The organism is Pseudooceanicola sp. (genome assembly GCF_029213205.1).
Taxonomy (GTDB): Bacteria; Pseudomonadota; Alphaproteobacteria; order Rhodobacterales; family Rhodobacteraceae; genus Pseudooceanicola.
Genome location: NZ_JARGNH010000013.1, coordinates 21,048 through 41,398, shown reverse-complemented (window position 1 = coordinate 41,398; position 20,351 = coordinate 21,048). Strand labels below are relative to the sequence as shown.

Here is a 20,351-nt window from a genome sequence, read left to right as displayed (position 1 = left end):
CGGGTGGCCTCAGGCCTTTTCGAACCCGCGGGCGATTTCCCAATCGGTGATGGCGGCGTCAAAGGCCTCCTGTTCGACCTCGGCGGCGCGGGTGTAATGGTCGACGGTCCAGTCGCCAAACGCCTCGCGCAGCATGGTCGAGGCGCGTAGCCGCTCGGTTGCCGCCGCCAGCGAGCGCGGGATTTCCGGGACCGTGGTGTCGTCATACAGATCACCCCCGACCGGATCGCCAAGGCTCAGCCTCTCTTCGATGCCCTTCAGCCCGGCGGCCAGCAGCGCCGCCTCGGCCAGATAGGGGTTCATGTCGGATCCCGGGATCCGGCATTCCATCCGCACCGCTTTCGACCCCTCGCCGCAGAGCCGGAACCCGGCGGTGCGGTTGTCGACGCTCCAGGCGATCTTGGTCGGGGCAAAGGTGCCCTTTGCGAACCGTTTGTAGGAATTCACATAGGGCGCCAGGAACACCGTCACGTCGGCGGCGTATTTCAGCATCCCGGCGCAAAAGGCGCGCATTGTCGAAGACATGCCATGGGCGCCGTCCTTGTCGTAAAACGCCGGATCTTTGCCCGCCCAGAGCGACAGATGCACATGCGCAGCGCTGCCGACCGCGTCGTCTCGCCATTTCGGCAGGAAGGTCGCCGAAACCCCCTGTTGCCAGGCGATTTCCTTGATCGCCTGTTTGGCAATCACATGGTTGTCGGCGCAATCCAGCGCCTCGGCATAACGGATGTTCAGCTCTTCCTGACCGGCCTCGGCCTCGCCCTTGGAATTCTCGACCGGCACCCCGGCGGCCACCAGATGGTTACGGATCGGCCGCATCACATGCTCTTCCTTGGTGGTGGCCAGCATGTTGTAGTCAAGATTGTAGGGCGAATAGGGTTTCAGGTCGCGATAGCCGCTGTTGCGCAGCGCGTTGTAATCGCCCTGGAACAGGAAAAATTCCAGCTCGGTCGCCATCATCGGGGTCAGGCCCAGCGCCTGCGCCCGGGCGATCTGACGTTTCAGAATGGCGCGCGGCGAATGTTCGATATCGCCCTGGTCGTGATGATCGCGCAGATCGCACAGCACCATCGCCGTGCCCGCAAGCCAGGGCACCAGCCGCAAGGTGGCGAGATCAGGCTTCATCATGTAGTCGCCGTAACCCGCCCGCCAGGAGGTCGCGGCATAGCCCTCGGGCGTTTCCATCTCAAGGTCGGTGGCCAGCAGGTAGTTGCAGCAATGGGTCTCTTCCCAGGCGCTGGCGGCGAAATGGCTGCCGGTGAACCGCTTGCCCATCAACCGGCCCTGCATGTCGACGATACAGGCCAATACCGTGTCGATGCTGCCATCGGCCACTTTGGATTTCAGATCGGTGAATGTCAGGTTGCCGGGCATGGCGTTCTCCTTTCGGCCAGACGGCGCCCCGAAACCTTCGGGGCGCCGCGATGCTTTCAATGTCGCAAAGCCCGCAGCTTAGCCATAGCGGTAGGGACGTCCGGCCTTTTGCATATCGGCATTATACTGCTTGAAGATCTCGACGACCTTGGCCTTGGTCGGGCTTTCGGCAGCGATCTCGTCCCAGAACTTGTGCGCAGCACTTTCGACCTGATCCCATTCGGCATCGGGAATCGTGGTCAGCTGCATCTTCGGCCCATTGACCCGCAGCGAAGCCTCGCCCCCCCAATACCACCACTGACGGTAGTAGTGGCTCTGCTCCATGCAGACCTTCAGCAATTCCTGAAGATCGGCGGGCACCTCGTTCCAGCGTTCCATATTGGCAAAGAAGTGGCCAATCCAGGCGCCCGAGATGTTGTTGGTGAGGAAGTAGTTGGTCACATCGGCCCAACCGACGGTGTAATCCTCGGTGATGCCGGACCAGGCGATGCCGTCCAGCTCGCCGGTTTGCACCGCGACCTCGATGTCTTCCCAGGGCAGGGTCACCGGGATCACCCCGAACTGGCTGAGGAAGCGGCCAGCGGTGGGGAAGGTAAAGACCCGCTTGCCCTTGAGGTCAGCCAGGCTGTTGATCGGGTCCTTGGTGGCGAAATGGCACGGATCCCAGGACCCGGCGCTGATGTGTTTCACCCCGACCTTGGCATATTCCTCGGCCCAGATCTCGTTCAGGCCGTATTGGTTGAACAGCACCGGCACGTCGAGGCTGTAGCGCGAGGCGAAGGGGAAATAGCCGCCGAAGACGGTGACTTCGGTCGGCGAGGCCATCGAATCGTCGTCCGATTGCACCGCGTCGATGGTGCCGCGCTGCATCGCCTGAAACAGCTCGCCGGTCGGGACCAGCTGATCGGAGAAATAGAGCTCGATCTGCATGCGGTCGCCCGCGATCTTGTTAAAGCTGTCGACGGCGGGCTTGATCACATGTTCGGCCAGTGCCGCGCCAGCATAGGTTTGCAGCCGCCATTTGATCGTCGATTGCGCCAGCGCCGGGGTGGCCAGCGCGGCGGCGGGCGCGATGGCCGCGCCTTGGATAAACTTGCGTCTCGTGGTCATAATCTTACCTCCGATTGGGTTGCATTATCGTGCTCAACGGCCCCTTTCCGGGGCACTTATGTGGTTAATCTCCATAGACCAGTCCCGGCAGCCACAGGGCGATCTCCGGCACCAGCATCACGATCACCAGCGCCGCGACCATCACCAGAACGAAGGGGGTGATCGAGGCATAGATATCACGCAGCGAAATCTCTGGCGGCGCCATCGCCCGCATCAGGAACAGGTTATAGCCGAACGGCGGCGTCATATAGGCGATCTGCGTGGTGATCGTATAAAGGATACCATACCAGATCAGATCGAATCCCAGCGCCTGAACCAGCGGCACATAAAGCGGCGCGACGATCACCAGCATCGCGGTGTCATCCAGGAACGTGCCCATCAGGATAAAGCTCAGCTGCATCAGGATCAGGATGCCCCAGGGGCCGAGGCCCAGCTGTTCGGTGAACAGGTTCTCGATCGCCTTGACCGCGCCGAGCCCGTCAAACACCGCGCCAAAGGCCAGGGCGGCGAGGATGATCCACATGAACATGCAGGAGATCCCCAGGGTGTTGCGCACCGAATTCTCAAACACCTCGCGGGTCATCCGCCCCTTGACCACCGCCGCCAGAAACGCCGCCATCGCGCCAATGGCGCTGCTTTCCACCAACGAGGTCCAGCCATTCACAAAGGGAATCATCATCGTCGCAAAGATGAACAACGGCAGCAGGCCAGCCCCCAGCAGGCGCCTCTTTTCGGCCCGTGACACATTGCGCTCCTCGGGCGACAGCACCGGCCCCAGCTCGGGCTGCAGCTTGCAGCGCACCGCAATGTAGACCACGAACATCGCCGCCATCATCAGCCCCGGCACCACCCCGGCCAGCCAGAGTTGACCCACCGGTTGCCGCGCGATCATCGCGTAGAGCACCAGCACCACCGAGGGCGGCACCAGAATCCCGAGCGAGGATCCGGCCTGGATCACCCCGGTCACCATCCGCTTGTCATAGCCGCGTTTCAGCAGCTCTGGCAGCGCGATGGTGGCGCCAATCGCCATGCCCGCGACGCTGAGCCCGTTCATCGCTGAAATCAGCACCATCAACCCGATGGTGCCAATCGCCAGCCCGCCATGCAGCCCGCCCATCCAGACATGGAACATCCGATAGAGGTCATCGGCGATTTTGCTCTCGGACAGCACATAGCCCATGAAGATGAACATCGGCAGGGTCAGCAGCGGATACCATTTCATCAGCTTCATCGCGGCGGAAAACCCGAGGTCGAAACCGCCGCGGTCGCCCCAGAGCAGCAGCGCCGCCACCACCGCGACAAAGCCGATGGCGCCGAACACCCGTTGCCCGGTCAGCAGCATCAGCATCATCGAGCTGAACATCAGGATGGCGATCATTTCATAAGGCATCAGATCGCCTGCCCCCGGATCCGCAGGATGTCCTTGAAGAATTCGGACAGGCATTGCAGCAGCATCAGAAACACCCCGGTGCACATGATCAGCTTGATTGGCCAGATCACCGGCCGCCAGGCGGTCGAGGACCGTTCGATGAACCCCATCGGCTCTGTCGCGCCCTCGATGCCACCGGTAAAGAACCCTGTGATGATCCGGCCAAAAAAGCTCCAGAAATCGCCGGAAAAATTGCCGAGGCTGTAGGACAGCGACGACAGCCCGCCCCAAAGCAACACCACCAGATAGAATATCAGGAAAAACACGCTGAACCCGTCGACCATGGCCTTTTTGCGATCCGACCATTCGCCATAGATCAGGTCCATCCGCACATTCGATCCCAGCTGGATCGAATAGGGCCCGCCGAGGATGTAATAGGCGACCATCGCGAATTGCGCCATTTCCAACGTCCACAGCGACGGCAGGGTGAAGGTCTTGGAAAACGACGACCACAGCAGGATCCCCATCATCACAAAGATCCCGTACATCACGATCCGACCGATCCAGCGGTTCATCCGGTCCACAATGGCGATGAACCGCCTCATTGCGCCGCCCCCGTGCCCAGCGCCAGCCGGATCAGATCGGCCAGCGCCTGCCCCATCGCGGCGGCGGCCTCGGGCGTGGCGATCAGATCATTGCGGATTTCGATCATCACATTGCGGCGCCCGGCCCCGTGCAGTTTCAGCGTATGGGTGACCCCGTCCGCCGCCGCATAGGGCACGTTCAGTGCCGCCTTGGCGGGCAGCGATTGGGCCCCTGCCAACATCGCTGCGGCGAGACGGTCATCGGCATCATGCAGCAACCCGATCTCGGCGGCGCGCGGCTGGCCGAACCAGGTCGGGGTAAAGGAATGGACCGTCACCAATGCAGCGCCCGGATGCGCCGCAAGGGTGGCCCGCAATCGTGCCTGGAACGGGTCATAGATCGCGGCACTGCGCGCGGCGCGTTGGGCGGCGCTCAGATCGCGGTTGCCCGGCACCTCGATCACTTCGCTGCGGGCGGGCATCGCATTCGGCGCGTCCGGCGGGCGGTTGCAATCATAGACCAGCCGCGACACCCGAGCCGCCACCAGCGGCGCGTCCAACGCCGCTGACATCGCCTGCGCCACGGCCAGAGCACCGGGATCCCAGGCGGCGTGGCTGAGCCGGTCAGCGTCACTCAGCCCCAGACCATTCAACGCGGCAGGGATATAGGCACTGGCATGTTCGCAGACCAGAACCAGCGGCCCCGAACCGTCAGGATTGAGGCAGTCCACCGGCGTGCCTTCACCGGGGCACAAAAGAGGTTGGGCAGCAGTCATAGGAAGCAAGTGACCCGCCGATTGAAACCTTGTCAACGGACAAGTTGTAGTCTTTGCTACAGACGGATGCGTCAATGTAGGAAAAATTAGCAATCCGATGAAAGGGTCCCCTCTGACTGGCTCAGCGCAAATCGTCAAAGACCGCATTCTCGCCCGCCGGGCCGAGCTGACGGCGGCCGAACGGACGCTGGCCGAGGTGCTGCTCAAGGATTATCCGGTCGCCGGGCTGCAATCGGTGACCAGGCTCGCCGGGGCGGCGGGGGTGTCGTCCCCAACGGTGATCCGGATGGCCCGCAAGCTGGGCTTTGACGGCTTTACCGATTTGCAGAACGCCCTGCGCGAAGAGGCGGCGGCGCAGATCCGCGAACCGATTGCCCGCCGCGCGGTCTGGGCGGCGGGCACCGCCGAGGGCCATGTGCTGAACCAATTTGCCGAAGCGGTGGCCAACAATCTGCGCCAGACCCTGGACCGGGTCGATGCCGCGACCTTTGACGCGGTGGCAGCGCTGCTCGCCGATCCGGCGCGGCGGGTGCAGATCGCCGGGGGCCGGATCACCCGGTCCAATGCGGATTACCTGTTCAACCATCTGCAGATCATCCGCCCCGACGTGACCCTGCTGTCGCAAAGCGCCAATGTCTGGCCGCAATACATTCTGGATATGGGGCCGGACACGGTGCTGGTCCTGTTCGACATCCGCCGCTACGAGGCCGATCTGGCCCGGCTGGCCGGGTTGGCGGCCGAGCGCGGCGCCGAGGTGGTGCTGTTCACCGACCAATGGGGATCGCCGCTGTCATCGGGGGCGGCGCATGTGTTCAACGCCCATGTCGAGGCGCCGTCCTCCTGGGATTCGACGATCGCCATCATGCTGCTGGTCGAGGCGCTGATCGCCGAGGTCCAGGCGGCGCGCTGGGACACCGCCAAGGACCGGATCGAGGCACTGGAGCAGATGTTTTCGGCGACACGATTGTTTCGTGGCTAGCGGGCTTGCCCGGAGCGCCCGGCGCCCTCAGCCCAGGCTGATATTGATCACCTGGCCGTCGCGATGTCCCGCTGAATCGCCAGCGCCGCGCCGCGTGGATCGGCCGCGCGCCAGATTGGTCGGCCGACGACGATGTGATCGGCGCCGTCGCGGATCGCGCTGCGCGGGGTGGCCACCCGTTTCTGATCGTCTTCGGCGGCGGCCATCGGGCGGATGCCGGGGGTGACGATCAACCGGCCTTCCGATTCGGGCAGGGCCCGGATCGCGGCAGCCTCGCGGGCCGAGCAGATGACACCATCGGCCCCCGCCTCAAAGGCACGGGCGGCGCGGGTGCTGACAATCTCGGCAACATCGCCCGGCACGATCAGCGCCGCATCCAGATCGGCGCGTTCCAGCGAGGTCAGGATGGTCACGGCAAGAATCTTGGTCTGCGCTTTGGCGGCACCCGCGCGGGCGGCGCGCACCACGTAGGGATCACCATGCACGGTCAGGAAATCGAGGTCGAACCCGGCCAACCCGCGCACCGCGTTTTCCACCGTGGCCGGGATGTCGAACAGCTTCATGTCGAGGAATATGCGCTTGCCATGCTCCTGCTTCAGCTCGTTGGCCAGGGCCAGCCCGCCGCCGGTCAGCATCCCGAGGCCGACTTTGTAAAACGACACCGCGTCGCCGATGCGTTCGGCCAATTGCAGACCCTCCAGCGCATTCGGCATATCCAGCGCCACGATCAGTTTGTCATCAGCCATTTCGATCTCCTGCACCCATCGGGGTTGCTGGCGGTGATGCGGGGGAAGTGGCATGGGGTCAAGACCGGAACCAAATCAAGGCGGATTTCCATCCCAACATCTTGAACCGCCCGCGATCCTGCCCCATCTCATCAACAAGGTTCCCAACCGGCCATGCCTTTTCCAGGGTGGCCCTCAAGGGGGACGCTTGCAAAAGGAGAATGATGATGGACTTGTCCAAGTTCACGGAACGGTCACGCGGTTTCATCCAGGCGGCGCAGACCATCGCAATTCGTGAAAACCACCAACAGCTTTCGCCTGAGCACCTGCTCAAGGCCCTGATGGACGACAGCGAAGGGCTGGCCAGCAACCTGACCCGCAAGGCTGGCGGCGACCCCGATGCGGTGACCCAGGCGCTTGATCTGGCGCTGGCCAAGATCCCGAAGGTCAGCGGCGATGCCGGGCAGACCTATATGGGTCAGCAAACCGTGAAAGTGCTGAGCGAGGCGGAAAAAGTCGCGCAAAAGGCCAAGGACAGCTTCATCCCGGTCGAACGGTTGTTGACCGCGCTGGCGCTGGTGAAAAGCCCGGCCAAGGACGCGCTTGAGGCCGGTGGCATCACCGCGCAAAAGCTGAACGAGGCGATCAACGACATCCGCAAGGGCCGCACCGCCGACAGCGAAAGCGCCGAGGACACCTTTGAGGCGCTGGAAAAATACACCCGTGACCTGACCAAGGCCGCCGAAGAGGGAAAAATCGACCCGATCATCGGGCGCGACGATGAAATTCGCCGCTCGATGCAGGTGCTGTCGCGCCGGACCAAGAACAACCCGGTGCTGATCGGGGAACCCGGCGTCGGCAAGACCGCGATCGCCGAAGGCATGGCGCTGCGGATCATCGACGGCGATGTGCCCGAAAGCCTGAAGGACAAGCGCTTGCTGGCGCTCGACATGGGCGCGCTGATTGCCGGTGCCAAATACCGTGGCGAATTCGAAGAACGGCTGAAAGCCATCCTCAAGGAAATCGAAGCCGCCTCTGGCGAGATCATCCTGTTCATCGACGAGATGCACACGCTGGTTGGTGCCGGCAAGGCCGATGGCGCGATGGATGCGGCCAACCTGATCAAACCGGCGCTGGCCCGGGGCGAATTGCATTGCATCGGTGCCACCACGCTGGATGAATACCGCAAATACGTCGAAAAGGACGCGGCGCTGGCCCGCCGGTTCCAACCGGTCGTGGTCGAAGAGCCGACAGTCGAAGACACGATCTCGATCCTGCGCGGCATCAAGGAAAAATATGAGCTGCACCATGGCGTGCGGATCTCGGATTCCGCTCTGGTGGCGGCGGCGACCCTGTCGAACCGCTATATCACCGACCGGTTCCTGCCCGATAAGGCGATCGACCTGATGGACGAGGCCGCCAGCCGTCTGCGGATGGAGGTGGATTCCAAACCCGAGGAGCTGGACCAGCTCGACCGGCAGATCCTGCAGTTGCAGATCGAAGGCGAGGCGTTGAAGAAAGAGGACGACGCCGCCTCGAAAGACCGGCTGGAGCGGCTGGAAAAGGAACTCGCGGATCTGCAGGACAAATCCAACGAGATGACCTCCAAATGGCAGGCCGAGCGTGACAAGCTCGCTTCGGCCCGCGACATCAAGGAACAGCTGGATCGCGCCCGCGCCGACCTGGAGATTGCCAAACGCCACGGCGATCTGGGCAAGGCCGGTGAGCTGTCCTATGGCGTCATCCCGCAGCTTGAGAAACAGCTGGGTGCAGCCGAGCAGCAAGACGCAAACGGCGTGATGGTCGAAGAAGCGGTGCGCCCGGAACAGATCGCCCAGGTGGTCGAACGCTGGACCGGGATACCCACCGCACGGATGCTGGAAGGCGAGCGTGACAAGCTGCTGCGCATGGAGGACGGGCTGCACAAGCGGGTCATCGGCCAGAACGCAGCGGTGAATGCGGTCGCCAATGCGGTGCGCCGCGCCCGCGCCGGGCTGAACGACGAAGGCCGCCCGCTGGGCAGTTTCCTGTTCCTCGGCCCGACCGGCGTCGGCAAGACCGAGCTGACCAAGGCGGTCGCCGAATTCCTGTTCGACGACGACAACGCCATGGTGCGCATCGACATGAGCGAATTCATGGAGAAACATTCGGTGGCCCGGCTGATCGGCGCCCCTCCGGGCTATGTCGGCTATGACGAAGGCGGGGTGCTGACCGAAGCGGTGCGCCGTCGCCCCTATCAGGTGATCCTGTTCGACGAGGTCGAAAAGGCGCATCCGGATGTGTTCAACGTGCTGCTGCAAGTGCTGGATGACGGTATCCTGACCGATGGCCAGGGCCGGACCGTGGATTTCAAGCAGACGCTGATCGTGCTGACCTCGAACCTCGGCTCGCAGGCGCTGTCGCAATTGCCCGAAGGCGCTGATGCGGCGGAAGCCAAGCGCGGGGTGATGGATGCGGTGCGGGCACATTTCCGCCCGGAATTCCTGAACCGGCTGGATGAGATCGTGGTGTTCGACCGGCTGCAGCGCGAGGATATGGACGGCATCGTCGATATCCAGATGCGGCGCCTGGCCAAGCGTCTGAAGGCGCGCAAGATCACCCTGAACCCGGATGGGGATGCGCTGAAATGGCTGGCCGACGAAGGCTATGACCCGGTGTTCGGCGCGCGGCCGCTGAAACGGGTGATCCAGAAGGCGTTGCAGGATCCGCTGGCCGAATTGCTGCTGGCGGGCGACGTCAAGGACGGTGACAGCGTCGATGTCAGCGTCGGGTCCGATGGGCTGATCCTGGGTGACAGGATCGGCGCCTCGCATCGCGGCAAGCCGGACGATGCGGTGCTGCACTAATCGCTGCGCCATGAAAACCTGCCCCCGGTCAATTGCCTGACCGGGGGCATCGCGCCGCGCGCCCCCGCAAATGGCCCGCCGGGCCAATCTTTCTCTACGCTGACGGTACCTTTGCCAGGTCAGGCGCATGCGCTGCCGGGCGATCCGAAAGCGCCAATCGCTTTGGCAATACCCGCAGATGTCGTTCGATCCCGATGCGGCAATCTAACGGCGCAATCTATCAGAAACTCACGGGTCTCGGCGTCGGTTCGCCACAGCGTCGGGATCGGGGCGGTTATTTCCGTCGCAGCCGGATCACCACGTCGATCTTGGCGATTTCGGCGCCCTCCGGCGCGTCGGGCAGCTGAGCGATGGTCAATTGATCGGCGGGGACGTCGGTCAACCGGCCCTCGTCCTCCCAATAGAAATGCGGGTGATCGTGCATATTGGTGTCAAAATAGCTTTTCGAGCCGTCGACGGTAATTTCCCGCAGCAGCCCAGCGTTACAGAACGCCCGCAGGGTGTTGTAGACGGTGGCCATCGACACCGGGTGATCCTGCGCCTTGGCGGCGGCGAACAGGCTGTCAGCGGTGACATGGCGGTTGCAGCCATCACCAACCAGCAGCATTGCCAGAGCCACCCGCTGCCGCGTCGGGCGCAGCCCGCCGCTGGTCAGCCAGCGGGTTCCGGTTTCGCGCGCATCTTTCGGCAAACTCTGCAAATCGCATCTCCTCGGCCAGCAATATAACGGCCCGGGCGCAACAAACTCAATTGCTTTCACTTTGCGCGCCCCGGGCGGCCATTCACCGCATCAGCCCCTGCGCCCCTTGCAACGCAGTTTACGCGGGTGGTAGAGGGAAACGGATCCGCGCGGACAATCGACACGAAGGAGCTGCACCGCATGGCCGGATATCCGACCAGTTTCAACAAGGACGATCTGCTAAAATGTGCCCGCGGCGAATTGTTCGGGCCGGGCAATGCGCAATTGCCCGAACCGCCGATGCTGATGATGGATCGGATCACCGAGATCAGCGGCGATGGCGGTGAGCATGGCAAGGGCCATGTCGTGGCCGAATTCGATATCACCCCGGACCTGTGGTTCTTTGCCTGCCATTTCCCCGGCAACCCGATCATGCCCGGTTGCCTGGGCCTGGACGGGCTGTGGCAATTGACCGGCTTCAATCTGGGCTGGCGCGGCTGGCTTGGTCGCGGCTATGCTATGGGTGTCGGCGAGGTCAAGCTGAAGGGCATGGTGCGCCCGGACCGCAAGCGGCTGACATATTATGTGGATTTCACCAAGGCCGTGCAGACCCGCCGGTTGACCATGGGCGTCGCCGATGGCCGGGTCGAGGCGGATGGAGAAGTGATTTATCTGGTCAAAGACATGAAGGTCGCCCTGTCAGAAAGCTGACAATGTGGTCCTTGGATCGGGAAGGAGAGCGTGATGCGCCGTGTCGTCGTTACAGGATTGGGAATAGTGTCCTCGATCGGCAATTCAGCCGATGAGGTGATTGCCTCTCTCAAGGCCGGTCGGTCGGGCATCGAAGCCTCGCCGGAAATGGCAGAACATGGGTTCCGCAGCCAGGTTGCGGGCACCCTCAAGATTGACGTGGCCGACCATATCGACAAGCGCAGCCTGCGCTTCATGGGCGGCGGTGCGGCCTATGCGCATATCGCGATGAGCCAGGCGATTGCCGATGCCGGGCTGGACGAGGCCGATATCGTGAACCCGCGGACCGGGCTGATCGCCGGGTCCGGCGGGCCCTCGACCTCGGCCATGTTCGCGGCGCATCAGGTGGTGCTGAAATCCGGCGCAACCAAGCGGATCGGCCCGTTTGCGGTGCCCAAATGCATGTCCTCGACAGTCTCGGCCAATCTGGCGACGGCGTTCAAGATCAAGGGCATCAACTATTCGATCACCTCGGCCTGTTCGACCAGCCTGCATTGCATCGGCAATGCTGCCGAACAGATCATGCTGGGCAAGCAGGATGTGATGTTTGCCGGCGGCGGCGAAGAACTCGACTGGACCCTGTCCTGCCTGTTCGACGCAATGGGGGCTATGTCGTCGAAATATAACGACACCCCGCAACAGGCCTCGCGCGCGTTTGACGAGGGCCGCGATGGTTTCGTGATCTCGGGCGGCGGCGGCATTGTCGTGCTTGAGGAATTGGAGCACGCCAAGGCGCGCGGCGCCAAGATCTATGCCGAGGTCACCGGCTATGCCGCCACTTCGGACGGGCATGACATGGTCGCGCCCTCAGGCGAGGGCGGCGAACGGGCGATGCGCCAGGCGCTGACCACCCTGCCCGAGGGGCGCAAGATCAGCTATATCAATGCGCATGGCACCTCGACCCCGGTCGGCGACATCGGCGAAGTCGAGTCGGTGCGCCGGGTGTTCGGCACAGGGTCCACCCCGCCGATCTCATCGACCAAATCGATGACCGGCCACGCCCAGGGCGCCGCCGGCGCGCTCGAGACGATTTTCTGCCTGCTGATGCTCGACGGTGATTTCATCACCCCGTCGATCAATGTCGAAACGATCGACCCCGCCTTGAACCCCGCGGAAATCGCGACGGCGCTGGTGGAAAATGCGGGTCTCGATACGGTGATGACCAATTCCTTCGGGTTCGGCGGCACGAATGGTTCGATGCTGCTCTCCCGTTTCAACGGCTGAACCGAAGGCAGGACGGACGGAACATGGGCGACGCATTAAAAGGTAAACGCGGCCTGATCATGGGCGTGGCGAACGAACGCTCGATCGCCTGGGGCATCGCCAAGGCGATGGCCGCCGAGGGCGCCGAACTGGCCTTTACCTATCAGGGCGAAGCCTTTGGCAAGCGGGTCGAGCCGCTGGCGGCGACGCTGGGATCGTCGATCCTGGTCGATGCCGATGTGACCAACGATGCTTCGCTCACCGCCGCTTTTGCGGAGCTGGAAAAGCAATGGGGCACGATGGACTTTCTGGTCCATGCCATCGCCTATTCCAACAAGGACGAACTTTCGGGCCGGTTCATCAACACCAGTCGCGAGAACTTCAAGAATTCGCTGGATATCTCCTGCTATTCGCTGATCGAAGTGTCGCGCCGCGCCGCCAAACTGATGAAGGACGGCGGCACCATCCTGACCCTGACCTATCAGGGGTCGAACCGGGTGACGCCGTTTTACAATGTGATGGGTGTCGCCAAGGCGGCGCTGGAGGCGGCGGTGCGCTATCTGGCCAATGACCTCGGTCCCGACGGGATCCGGGTCAATGCGATTTCGCCCGGCCCGATGAAGACCCTGGCCGGGGCGGCGATTGGCGGCGCACGCAAGACCTTTCGCCAGACCGAGGCCAATGCCCCGCTGCGCGCCAATGCGACGCTGGAAGCGGTGGGCGGCACTGCCGTCTACCTCGCCTCGGCGGCCGGCGCCTGCACCACTGGCGAGATCGTGCGCGTCGATGGCGGCTATCACATCCTCGGCATGCCGCAGCCGGAGAATCTGTAACCCGCGACCGATCCGTAGGATCGACCTGGCGGCGCATTGCTTTTGTTCATGCGGCAGCTTCCGGGCGGACTCCGCCGCATGTGCCTCCGGCGGGGAAACGTTCTACCAGAGCCAGGGCCAGGGCCAGGCGCGGCGATCCGCCGATCGGCGCCCGCAATGGGCGGAGCACCACCGAGACCGGGGCCATTGCGCAGAATGTCTTTGCCTGACGCCCCGCCTGCGGCACTCTGGCGTCATGGGGACATTGAACTTCAAATCCAGTCACCGACCGGGCCGGGCCAGATCCCGGCGCGGGTTGCCAAAGCTGATTGTCGGGCTGGCGCTGGGCGGTGTGGCGCTGGCGCTGCTGTTAATTCGCAGTGAGCCGCCGCTCTAGAACCATTGCCCCGGCTCCATCAGGCCAAGGTCGAGGAGCTGGCGCGAATGCCATTCAAACGGTTCGGAATTGTGCCAGCAAAACGACTGGATATCAAAGCGTGACCCGGGGTTGAGCCGGAGCGCCTTGGCGGTGCGGAACGAGCAGACCGAGGCGGTCAGATTGTGGTGCCAGGGGCAGGAATAGGTGTTGTATTCCTCGTCGTTGAACACGAATCCCGGCAGCAATTTCAGCCCCGGCTTGGCCCGAAACAGCGAGATCCTGTCGATCTTGCGCCGGGCCTGGGGCACATGTTCCTCGAACCGCCAGCGCAGCCCGCCGTAGAAATCGAGCTGCCGTTCTTTCGGGTGATTGTGGTTCATCACATCGGGCCGGGCCAGGGCGTAATAGCCGGAGCGGTCCAGTTGCGCGTCTTCGAGGGAGACCGCGTTGGGAGAGGCGTCGAGGTTCCCGGCGTAAAGATCGACCACATAGGTCAGCATCGCATCGCGCCGCTCTTCGGTGTGAAAGGCCAGCATCTCGGCGATCGAGCGGGTCTCGCAGAACGGGTGGAACAGGTATTCGGCATTGTAGCAATAATAGAGCCACAGCCCCGGCGCGGCGTCGATCACCGCATTGACCGCCTGTTCCAGCGCATTGGGCTGCACCATGTCGTAATCGATCCGCCAGCAGACCCGCTCCAGATCGGCGGGCAGGTCAAAGGCGGGCGACATGAACACCAGGGTCTGGACGAACCCGGCCACCCGGTGATGGCGGATGGTCGAGGCCAGCTCGACGTCGTCCTCGGCAAAGATCATCGCCACCGGCCCCTTGAGCAGCGCATCGGTGCCGTTCTTCAGGAAATCGGGCAGGTTTTCGAACCGCATTCGGCGTCGTCCTTTCGTGTCGGCGCCAGAATCGCCGCTCGGGCCGCGCATTGCAAGCCACCCTGAACCTGGTGTAGTCAGCGGCGTGATTTCCCGGCCAGAGGCGCAGAGATGGGCGAGCCCAAGAAACTGTATATCAAGACCTATGGCTGTCAGATGAATGTCTATGACAGCGAACGCATGGTCGAAGCTTTGGGCGGCAATGGCTATGTCGAGGTCGCGACGCCGGATGAGGCGGATATGATCCTGCTCAACACCTGCCACATTCGCGAAAAGGCCGCCGAAAAGGTCTATTCCGAGCTCGGCCGGTTCCGGGATCTGAAGGTGGCAAAGCCGGATCTGAAGATCGGCGTCGCCGGCTGTGTGGCCCAGGCTGAGGGCGCCGAGATCATCGCCCGCCAGCCGATGGTCGATCTGGTGGTCGGCCCGCAGAGCTATCACCGCCTGCCAGAGATGGAGGCGCGGGCCGGGTCGGAAAAGGTGATCGACACCGAATTTCCCGAGGAAGACAAGTTTGAACGGCTGAAGGCACGGCCCAAGGCCAAGCGCGGACCGAGCGCGTTTTTGACGGTGCAAGAGGGCTGTGACAAGTTCTGCGCCTTTTGCGTGGTGCCCTATACCCGTGGCGCCGAAGTCTCGCGCCCGGCGGCGCGGGTGCTGGAAGAGGCCCGCGATCTGGTTGAGCGCGGGGTGCGCGAGATCACCCTGCTGGGCCAGAATGTGAACGCCTATCACGGCGCCGGGGCGGAGGGCGATTGGGGGCTGGCACAGCTAATCTGGGCCCTGAACGACATCGACGGGCTGGAGCGCATCCGCTTTACCACCAGCCACCCCAATGACATGGGCGATGATCTGATCGCGGCGCATGGGGACTGTGCCAAGCTGATGCCCTATCTGCATCTGCCGGTGCAATCGGGCAGTGACCGGATTCTGAAACGGATGAACCGCAGCCACACCGCCGAAAGCTACCTGCGGCTGATCGAGCGGATTCGCGCCGCCCGGCCCGATATCCTGATCTCGGGCGATTTCATCGTCGGCTTTCCCGAAGAGACCGAGGTGGATTTTCAGGCCACCCTCGATCTGGTCGAGTCGGTTGGCTATGGTCAGGCCTATAGTTTCAAGTATTCACCACGTCCCGGCACCCCCGCCGCCGAACGCCCGCAGGTTGATCCGGCCGAGGCGGCGGAACGGCTGCACCGGTTGCAGGCGCTGATCACTGCACAACAGCGGGCAGCGCAGGATGCAATGGTCGGGCGCGAGGTCGGGGTGCTGTTTGAACGTGCCGGACGGATGCCGGGGCAGATGACCGGTAAATCCGATCACCTGCATGCGGTGCATGTTCAGGCGCCGCCCGAGGTTCTGGGCCAGTTGCACCGGGTGAGAATCACAGCAAGCGGTCCGAACTCGCTGGCCGGTGCGCTGATCTGACCGGCGCGATGCGGCGTTAACCAATTCACTTCGATGTCGTTCCGGTACCGCCGATCGCGGTCCAAATCCGTGTGGATTAGATAACAATCCACCGGAAATCTGGGAAGTGTTACCTTATTGGCTACAATATATGGTGAAATGCGCTTCACTTTGTGGCATAACCAGATAAAGTGCACAGCAGACTTATCCACATTTTGCGGGGTCGGGGGCGGTTTTGACCGTCCGGGAACTGGGACCTCGGGGGAACGACAAAGGAATACGGACGTGGCGAAGCTGATTTCCAAAACGATGTCCAGCCTGGCTGGAGCCGCTGCCGCAGCGGTAATCGCAATGCTTGCCTCGGCCGGGGCGGCTGCAGCGCAGAGCGAGCCCTATGTGCCGACAATCTGGGTTGACCCGGATGGCTGTGAGCATTGGGCGATGGACGATGGTGCCGAGGGCTATATGACCCCGCACACCAACCGTCAGGGGATTCCGGTCTGCCGTCGCGGCAATGTCTGCGGCGTGATGGAGGCCGATCAATTCTTTGCCACCGACAAATATTACATCTCGCCGGCCAACCAGCAGCGCCTGACGCAATTCTTCAAAACCACCACCGCGTCGGCCTTTATCATTGCCGGTCACACCGACAGCCGGGCCAGCGACGAATACAACATGCGGCTCAGCTATAACCGTGCCAATGCTGTGGCCCGGGTCGCCAAATCGAGCGGCGCGCGCATCGCTGACGTGCGCGGCTATGGTGAACGCATGCCGGCCGCGTCGAACAGCACCCGCGCGGGCATGGCCAAGAACCGTCGCGTCGAAATCATCTGCATTCGCTGAGAGGGACCAGATCGATGAGCATCATCAAGACCACCGCAGGCCTGGTCATCATCGGCGCATTGGCCGCATGTGGCCACCCGGGCAACGTGCCGGGCGACAAGAGTATCGATTACGGCATCAACAACCACCATCTGAGCACGATGAAAGCCGGGATCTGGGTCGACCCGAATGGCTGTGACCACTGGATCATCGACGATGGCCTCGAAGGCTATCTGTCGGCGCGTCTCGATCCCTATGGCAAACCGGTTTGTTCCGGCACCGCCGGTGCGCCGAACACCGCCAACGGCCCGTTCAAGAAGGGCACGTTCATTCCTGACCCGACGCGAAACGCCAAAGGTCAGCCGATCGGAAACGTCTCCGGCTCGTCGACGTGACACCGGTCGAACATATCTGCACAAAGGTGCCGACAGCGAACACGCTTGCGGCACCTTTTCGTTTCGGGGGACGGGTTCAGGCAATTCCGCTTGCGCCCTTCCCCGCCCCAATGCACCCTGAACTCACACCCTTCAGCTAGGAGAGTTGTTTGGCCATCAACACGCTGCCCCCGCTCACCCCTGACGCCCCGCTGACCGAGGCACAGGTCGATTTTCCTGACAATTTCCTGCTGATCGCCCTCTGTGGCGAATACGACAGGAACCTCGCCGAGATCGAGAAGAAGCTGTCGGTGCAGATCCTGAGACGCGGCAATCACCTGGTGGCAATGGGCGAAAAAGCCAGTGCCGATCAGGCCATCTCGCTGCTGAAATCGCTCTATTCCAGGCTGGAAGCCGGGCGCGAGGTCGGGCTGGCCGACATCGACCGCGAATTGCGCATGTTCGCCCCCGAACCGACCCGGCCTTCGCGCGATGGCAATCAATTCGAGATGTTTGGCTCCGGCCCGGTCGAGATCAAGACCCGCAAGAAGATGATCGAGCCGCGCACCGAGGCGCAAAAGGCCTATGTCCGGTCCTTGTTCGCCAATGAGTTGGCGTTCGGCATCGGCCCGGCGGGCACCGGCAAGACCTATCTGGCGGTGGCGGTTGGCGTGTCGATGTTCATCGAAGGCCATGTTGACCGGATCATCCTGTCGCGTCCCGCCGTCGAGGCGGGCGAAAAGCTGGGCTATCTGCCCGGCGACATGAAGGACAAGGTCGATCCCTATATGCAGCCGCTCTATGACGCGCTGAACGATTTCCTGCCCGCCAAGCAGCTGCAAAAGATGTATGAGGAAAAGCGGATCGAAATCGCACCGCTGGCCTTTATGCGCGGGCGCACCCTGGCCAATGCCTTTGTGGTGCTGGATGAGGCGCAGAACGCCACCACCATGCAGATGAAGATGTTCCTGACCCGGCTTGGCGAAGGGTCACGCATGGTGATCACCGGCGACCGCACCCAGGTCGATCTGCCACGTGGCATGCCCTCGGGCCTAGCCGATGCGGAGCGTATTCTGGACACCGTCGAGGGCGTCAGCTTCAACTATTTCAGCGCCAAGGACGTGGTCCGGCACCCGCTGGTCGCGGCGATAATCGAGGCTTATGAAGCCAAGGGGTAGACCCGGAGGTGCGGCTCAGGCCGCCCACATCCGCAGCAGGTTCGACCGAGCCTTGGAGATACGGCGCGCCTGATCCAGATCCCCGCCCGCCTCGGCCGCCGCCATCGCTTGCCAGAGGTCGAAAAGGACCTCACGCCCGCGCGGATCAGCGACCCAGCTGGACACCCAGCCAACGATTGCCAGGCGGCGGCCGCGGGTGACCGGATCGACCCGGTGCAGGGTGTTTGACGGATAGACAATCATCTCACCGGGGTTGAGTCGAAAGCTGCGGTCTTCGGTGTGATCGCTGATGGTCAGGGCGCCGCCGTCATAGTCATCGGTCGGGGTCAGGAACAGGGTGAACGAGACATCCGCCCGCATCCCCGCCATCACCGCATTGTCGACGTGCTCGCCGTAGCGACCGCCGCCTTCGGTGCACGACACCAACATCCGGGCAAAGCCCTTGGGATAGCACAGGGCCTGAAACAGCGGATGCCGCAGCAATGCGGCCTGCACCTTGTCCAGCAGCGCGGCGGAGGCGGGGGAATCGACGGCCTGGAGGTTGTCCTTGACCCCACGGGCCAGGCTGCCCGCGGTACCCGCGCCATCGGCAAAGTCGAGGTCCAGCGCGGCGGCGTGCAGAACCTCGGTTTCAGCCGAGGACAGGAGATCGCTGAGCACCACCGGCATGGTCAGCGGGTCCGTAACGCGATGATTTCGATCCAGCCTGCGGCCACCGCCAGCGGCGACGGATCGGCGGCGGCGGTCTGTGCGGTCAGGCCAGGATAAAGCGCATCTAGCCCATCCATCCGGCGCAGAACATCCGCTGCGGCGGCGGCCAGCGTGGCGTCACCGCCTGCGGCGAAATGTTCCGCGCGCGCCTTGGCGCTGGAATAAAAGCCCCAGCTGTCGCGATATTCAATCGCCATTTCAACGGTGCCGTCACCGACTCCGCCCTGGTATTCCGAAGCGGCAAGCAGCATCAGCCGATGTAGCGCGATGAGCTGCTGGTAGGCCGTGGCGCCCGTGGCCTCCGCCGCGCTGGTGACAGCATTCATCAGGGCGCGATAGGCGCCCTCAACCTCGGCATCGGGGGCATCGGCATTGATTTTGGCGGCAAAGGCTGCGGCCAGATCTTCGAAACCGGGCGCGTGGTTTGCCGCCAGCTCTTCTTCGATATCTTCGTAAAATGCGTGGTGCGACAGGTCCAGATGCTCACGGGCCAGACCGCGCTGACCAGCCAGATAGGCGGTGGCGATGATACGGTAGGTGCCCTCGAAATAGCCAAGGTGGGTGAGGAACGCCGCAGGCCCGTCGGTCGGCGGCAGGCCCGCCTCTCCGGCTTCGCCCGCTTCACCGCTTTCGCTGGCGTGCAGGGGTGTCGGGTGGAAACCGGCGATGAGGGCGGGTTGCAAGATGGCCAGGCTGGCGGCGGTGGCTGCGACCCAGCGGCGCGGGGTCACGCTGCGGCTCCGGCGATTGGATGAGGTGCTCATGATCGGGGCCTATAAAGACGAGTGTTTCTGTCAGATAAAAGGGTTTCTCCGAACGGTCAAGTCAGTTTTGTAGTTGCGCGGCGGCGGAAAGCGACTATTCCCCGGGCATGGCAGTTGATTTGATGATCGAGGACGCGCGCTGGCGCGATGCGGGTTTGCAGGCCCTCGCCGATGCGGCGAGCCGGACGGCGCTGACGCATCTGCGTCTTGATCCCGAACATTTCGAGATTTCGCTGCTGGCTTGCAATGACAGCCGGATCGCCGCGCTGAATGCCGATTTTCGCGGCAAACCGGCACCGACCAATGTGCTGAGCTGGCCCTCTGAAGAACGCGGCGCCCGGACGCCCGGCGCCAGCCCGCGCCCGCCTGCGCCGCAGGAGGCCGAGCTGGGCGATATCGCCATTGCCTATGACACCTGTCGGAATGAGGCCGCGGCGGCGGACAAGCCCTTTGATCAGCATGTGACCCATCTGATCGTACACGCGACATTGCATTTGCTAGGGTATGATCACGAGCGTGACGAAGATGCCACTTTAATGGAGCGTCTGGAATCCGCCATACTTGCCGAGATGGGCCTATCGGACCCATATGAAGAACAAAATGCGTGACTGCCGGAAATTCCGCG

The 20,351-nt window shown here is 63.0% G+C and carries 21 protein-coding genes; 11 read left to right on the top strand and 10 right to left on the bottom strand.

Annotated elements, in window-relative coordinates; all coding sequences use genetic code 11:
- Nucleotides 1–9: 9 nt before the first annotated feature.
- The 5 genes from P1U48_RS11295 to P1U48_RS11275 form a co-directional block, all read right to left on the bottom strand.
- The gene (locus tag P1U48_RS11295; protein ID WP_301069088.1) at nucleotides 10–1,374 is read right to left on the bottom strand and encodes a glutamine synthetase family protein; all 1,365 of its coding nucleotides are present in this window, start codon (nucleotides 1,372–1,374) and stop codon (nucleotides 10–12) included.
- A 78-nt stretch (nucleotides 1,375–1,452) separates the two neighbouring features.
- The gene (locus tag P1U48_RS11290; RefSeq protein WP_301069086.1) at nucleotides 1,453–2,484 is read right to left on the bottom strand and encodes a TRAP transporter substrate-binding protein; all 1,032 of its coding nucleotides are present in this window, start codon (nucleotides 2,482–2,484) and stop codon (nucleotides 1,453–1,455) included.
- Nucleotides 2,485–2,548: 64 nt separating this feature from the next.
- Nucleotides 2,549–3,874 (bottom strand): TRAP transporter large permease subunit, encoded by a 1,326-nt coding sequence (locus P1U48_RS11285; RefSeq protein WP_301069085.1) that lies wholly within the window; start codon nucleotides 3,872–3,874, stop codon nucleotides 2,549–2,551.
- Nucleotides 3,874–4,458 (bottom strand): TRAP transporter small permease subunit, encoded by a 585-nt coding sequence (locus P1U48_RS11280; RefSeq protein ID WP_301069084.1) that lies wholly within the window; start codon nucleotides 4,456–4,458, stop codon nucleotides 3,874–3,876. Before P1U48_RS11280 ends, P1U48_RS11285 begins: the two co-directional genes overlap by 1 nt.
- A complete protein-coding gene (locus P1U48_RS11275) occupies nucleotides 4,455–5,168 on the bottom strand; it encodes an N-formylglutamate amidohydrolase (protein ID WP_301069083.1) in 714 nt (237 codons plus the stop codon). The genes P1U48_RS11280 and P1U48_RS11275 overlap by 4 nt, the downstream gene beginning before the upstream one ends.
- 142 nt (nucleotides 5,169–5,310) lie before the next feature.
- Here P1U48_RS11275 and P1U48_RS11270 point away from each other — a divergent pair, with 142 nt between their 5' ends.
- Nucleotides 5,311–6,192, top strand: a complete 882-nt coding sequence (locus tag P1U48_RS11270; protein WP_301069082.1) for a MurR/RpiR family transcriptional regulator — start codon at nucleotides 5,311–5,313, stop codon at nucleotides 6,190–6,192.
- 47 nt (nucleotides 6,193–6,239) lie between these two features.
- Here P1U48_RS11270 and pyrF read toward each other — a convergent pair whose 3' ends face one another.
- Complete coding sequence (pyrF, locus tag P1U48_RS11265; protein ID WP_301069081.1) at nucleotides 6,240–6,938, bottom strand: orotidine-5'-phosphate decarboxylase; 699 nt, start codon at nucleotides 6,936–6,938, stop codon at nucleotides 6,240–6,242.
- Nucleotides 6,939–7,144: 206 nt separating this feature from the next.
- Here pyrF and clpB point away from each other — a divergent pair, with 206 nt between their 5' ends.
- Entirely contained in the window at nucleotides 7,145–9,763 is a 2,619-nt protein-coding gene (gene clpB / locus P1U48_RS11260) for an ATP-dependent chaperone ClpB (protein ID WP_301069080.1), read from the top strand.
- 274 nt (nucleotides 9,764–10,037) lie between these two features.
- Here clpB and irr read toward each other — a convergent pair whose 3' ends face one another.
- Nucleotides 10,038–10,454, bottom strand: a complete 417-nt coding sequence (gene irr / locus P1U48_RS11255; RefSeq protein ID WP_301069145.1) for a Fur family transcriptional regulator Irr — start codon at nucleotides 10,452–10,454, stop codon at nucleotides 10,038–10,040.
- A 189-nt stretch (nucleotides 10,455–10,643) separates the two neighbouring features.
- On the opposite strand from irr, the gene fabA reads away from it, so the two are divergent.
- The 4 genes from fabA to P1U48_RS11235 all read left to right on the top strand — a co-directional run bounded on the left by fabA (nucleotide 10,644) and on the right by P1U48_RS11235 (nucleotide 13,604).
- A complete protein-coding gene (fabA, locus tag P1U48_RS11250; protein ID WP_301069079.1) occupies nucleotides 10,644–11,153 on the top strand; it encodes a bifunctional 3-hydroxydecanoyl-ACP dehydratase/trans-2-decenoyl-ACP isomerase in 510 nt (169 codons plus the stop codon).
- Nucleotides 11,154–11,186: 33 nt separating this feature from the next.
- Nucleotides 11,187–12,416 carry a beta-ketoacyl-ACP synthase I gene (gene fabB / locus P1U48_RS11245; protein WP_301069078.1) on the top strand — a complete coding sequence of 410 codons (1,230 nt, stop codon included), beginning with the start codon at nucleotides 11,187–11,189 and terminating at the stop codon, nucleotides 12,414–12,416.
- Between the two features lie 23 nt (nucleotides 12,417–12,439).
- Nucleotides 12,440–13,228 (top strand): enoyl-ACP reductase, encoded by a 789-nt coding sequence (locus P1U48_RS11240; RefSeq protein ID WP_301069077.1) that lies wholly within the window; start codon nucleotides 12,440–12,442, stop codon nucleotides 13,226–13,228.
- Between the two features lie 235 nt (nucleotides 13,229–13,463).
- Nucleotides 13,464–13,604 carry a hypothetical protein gene (locus P1U48_RS11235; protein WP_301069076.1) on the top strand — a complete coding sequence of 47 codons (141 nt, stop codon included), beginning with the start codon at nucleotides 13,464–13,466 and terminating at the stop codon, nucleotides 13,602–13,604.
- Here the strand turns inward: P1U48_RS11235 and P1U48_RS11230 are convergent.
- Complete coding sequence (locus P1U48_RS11230) at nucleotides 13,601–14,470, bottom strand: hypothetical protein (protein WP_301069075.1); 870 nt, start codon at nucleotides 14,468–14,470, stop codon at nucleotides 13,601–13,603. The two genes, P1U48_RS11235 and P1U48_RS11230, sit on opposite strands and share 4 nt — an antisense overlap.
- Nucleotides 14,471–14,581: 111 nt before the next feature.
- On the opposite strand from P1U48_RS11230, the gene miaB reads away from it, so the two are divergent.
- The 4 genes from miaB (at nucleotide 14,582) to P1U48_RS11210 (ending at nucleotide 18,251) form a co-directional block, all read left to right on the top strand.
- A complete protein-coding gene (miaB, locus tag P1U48_RS11225) occupies nucleotides 14,582–15,898 on the top strand; it encodes a tRNA (N6-isopentenyl adenosine(37)-C2)-methylthiotransferase MiaB (RefSeq protein WP_301069074.1) in 1,317 nt (438 codons plus the stop codon).
- Between the two features lie 330 nt (nucleotides 15,899–16,228).
- Entirely contained in the window at nucleotides 16,229–16,720 is a 492-nt protein-coding gene (locus P1U48_RS11220; protein WP_301069144.1) for an OmpA family protein, read from the top strand.
- A 14-nt stretch (nucleotides 16,721–16,734) separates the two neighbouring features.
- Nucleotides 16,735–17,094, top strand: a complete 360-nt coding sequence (locus P1U48_RS11215; RefSeq protein WP_301069073.1) for a hypothetical protein — start codon at nucleotides 16,735–16,737, stop codon at nucleotides 17,092–17,094.
- Nucleotides 17,095–17,243: 149 nt separating this feature from the next.
- Nucleotides 17,244–18,251 carry a PhoH family protein gene (locus tag P1U48_RS11210; protein ID WP_301069072.1) on the top strand — a complete coding sequence of 336 codons (1,008 nt, stop codon included), beginning with the start codon at nucleotides 17,244–17,246 and terminating at the stop codon, nucleotides 18,249–18,251.
- Nucleotides 18,252–18,266: 15 nt separating this feature from the next.
- Here P1U48_RS11210 and P1U48_RS11205 read toward each other — a convergent pair whose 3' ends face one another.
- Both P1U48_RS11205 and P1U48_RS11200 read right to left on the bottom strand, forming a co-directional pair.
- Nucleotides 18,267–18,920 (bottom strand): Fe2+-dependent dioxygenase, encoded by a 654-nt coding sequence (locus P1U48_RS11205; RefSeq protein ID WP_301069071.1) that lies wholly within the window; start codon nucleotides 18,918–18,920, stop codon nucleotides 18,267–18,269.
- Between the two features lie 2 nt (nucleotides 18,921–18,922).
- A complete protein-coding gene (locus P1U48_RS11200) occupies nucleotides 18,923–19,726 on the bottom strand; it encodes a hypothetical protein (protein WP_301069070.1) in 804 nt (267 codons plus the stop codon).
- A 107-nt stretch (nucleotides 19,727–19,833) separates the two neighbouring features.
- On the opposite strand from P1U48_RS11200, the gene ybeY reads away from it, so the two are divergent.
- Nucleotides 19,834–20,334 (top strand): rRNA maturation RNase YbeY, encoded by a 501-nt coding sequence (gene ybeY / locus P1U48_RS11195; protein WP_301069069.1) that lies wholly within the window; start codon nucleotides 19,834–19,836, stop codon nucleotides 20,332–20,334.
- Nucleotides 20,335–20,351: the final 17 nt, after the last annotated feature.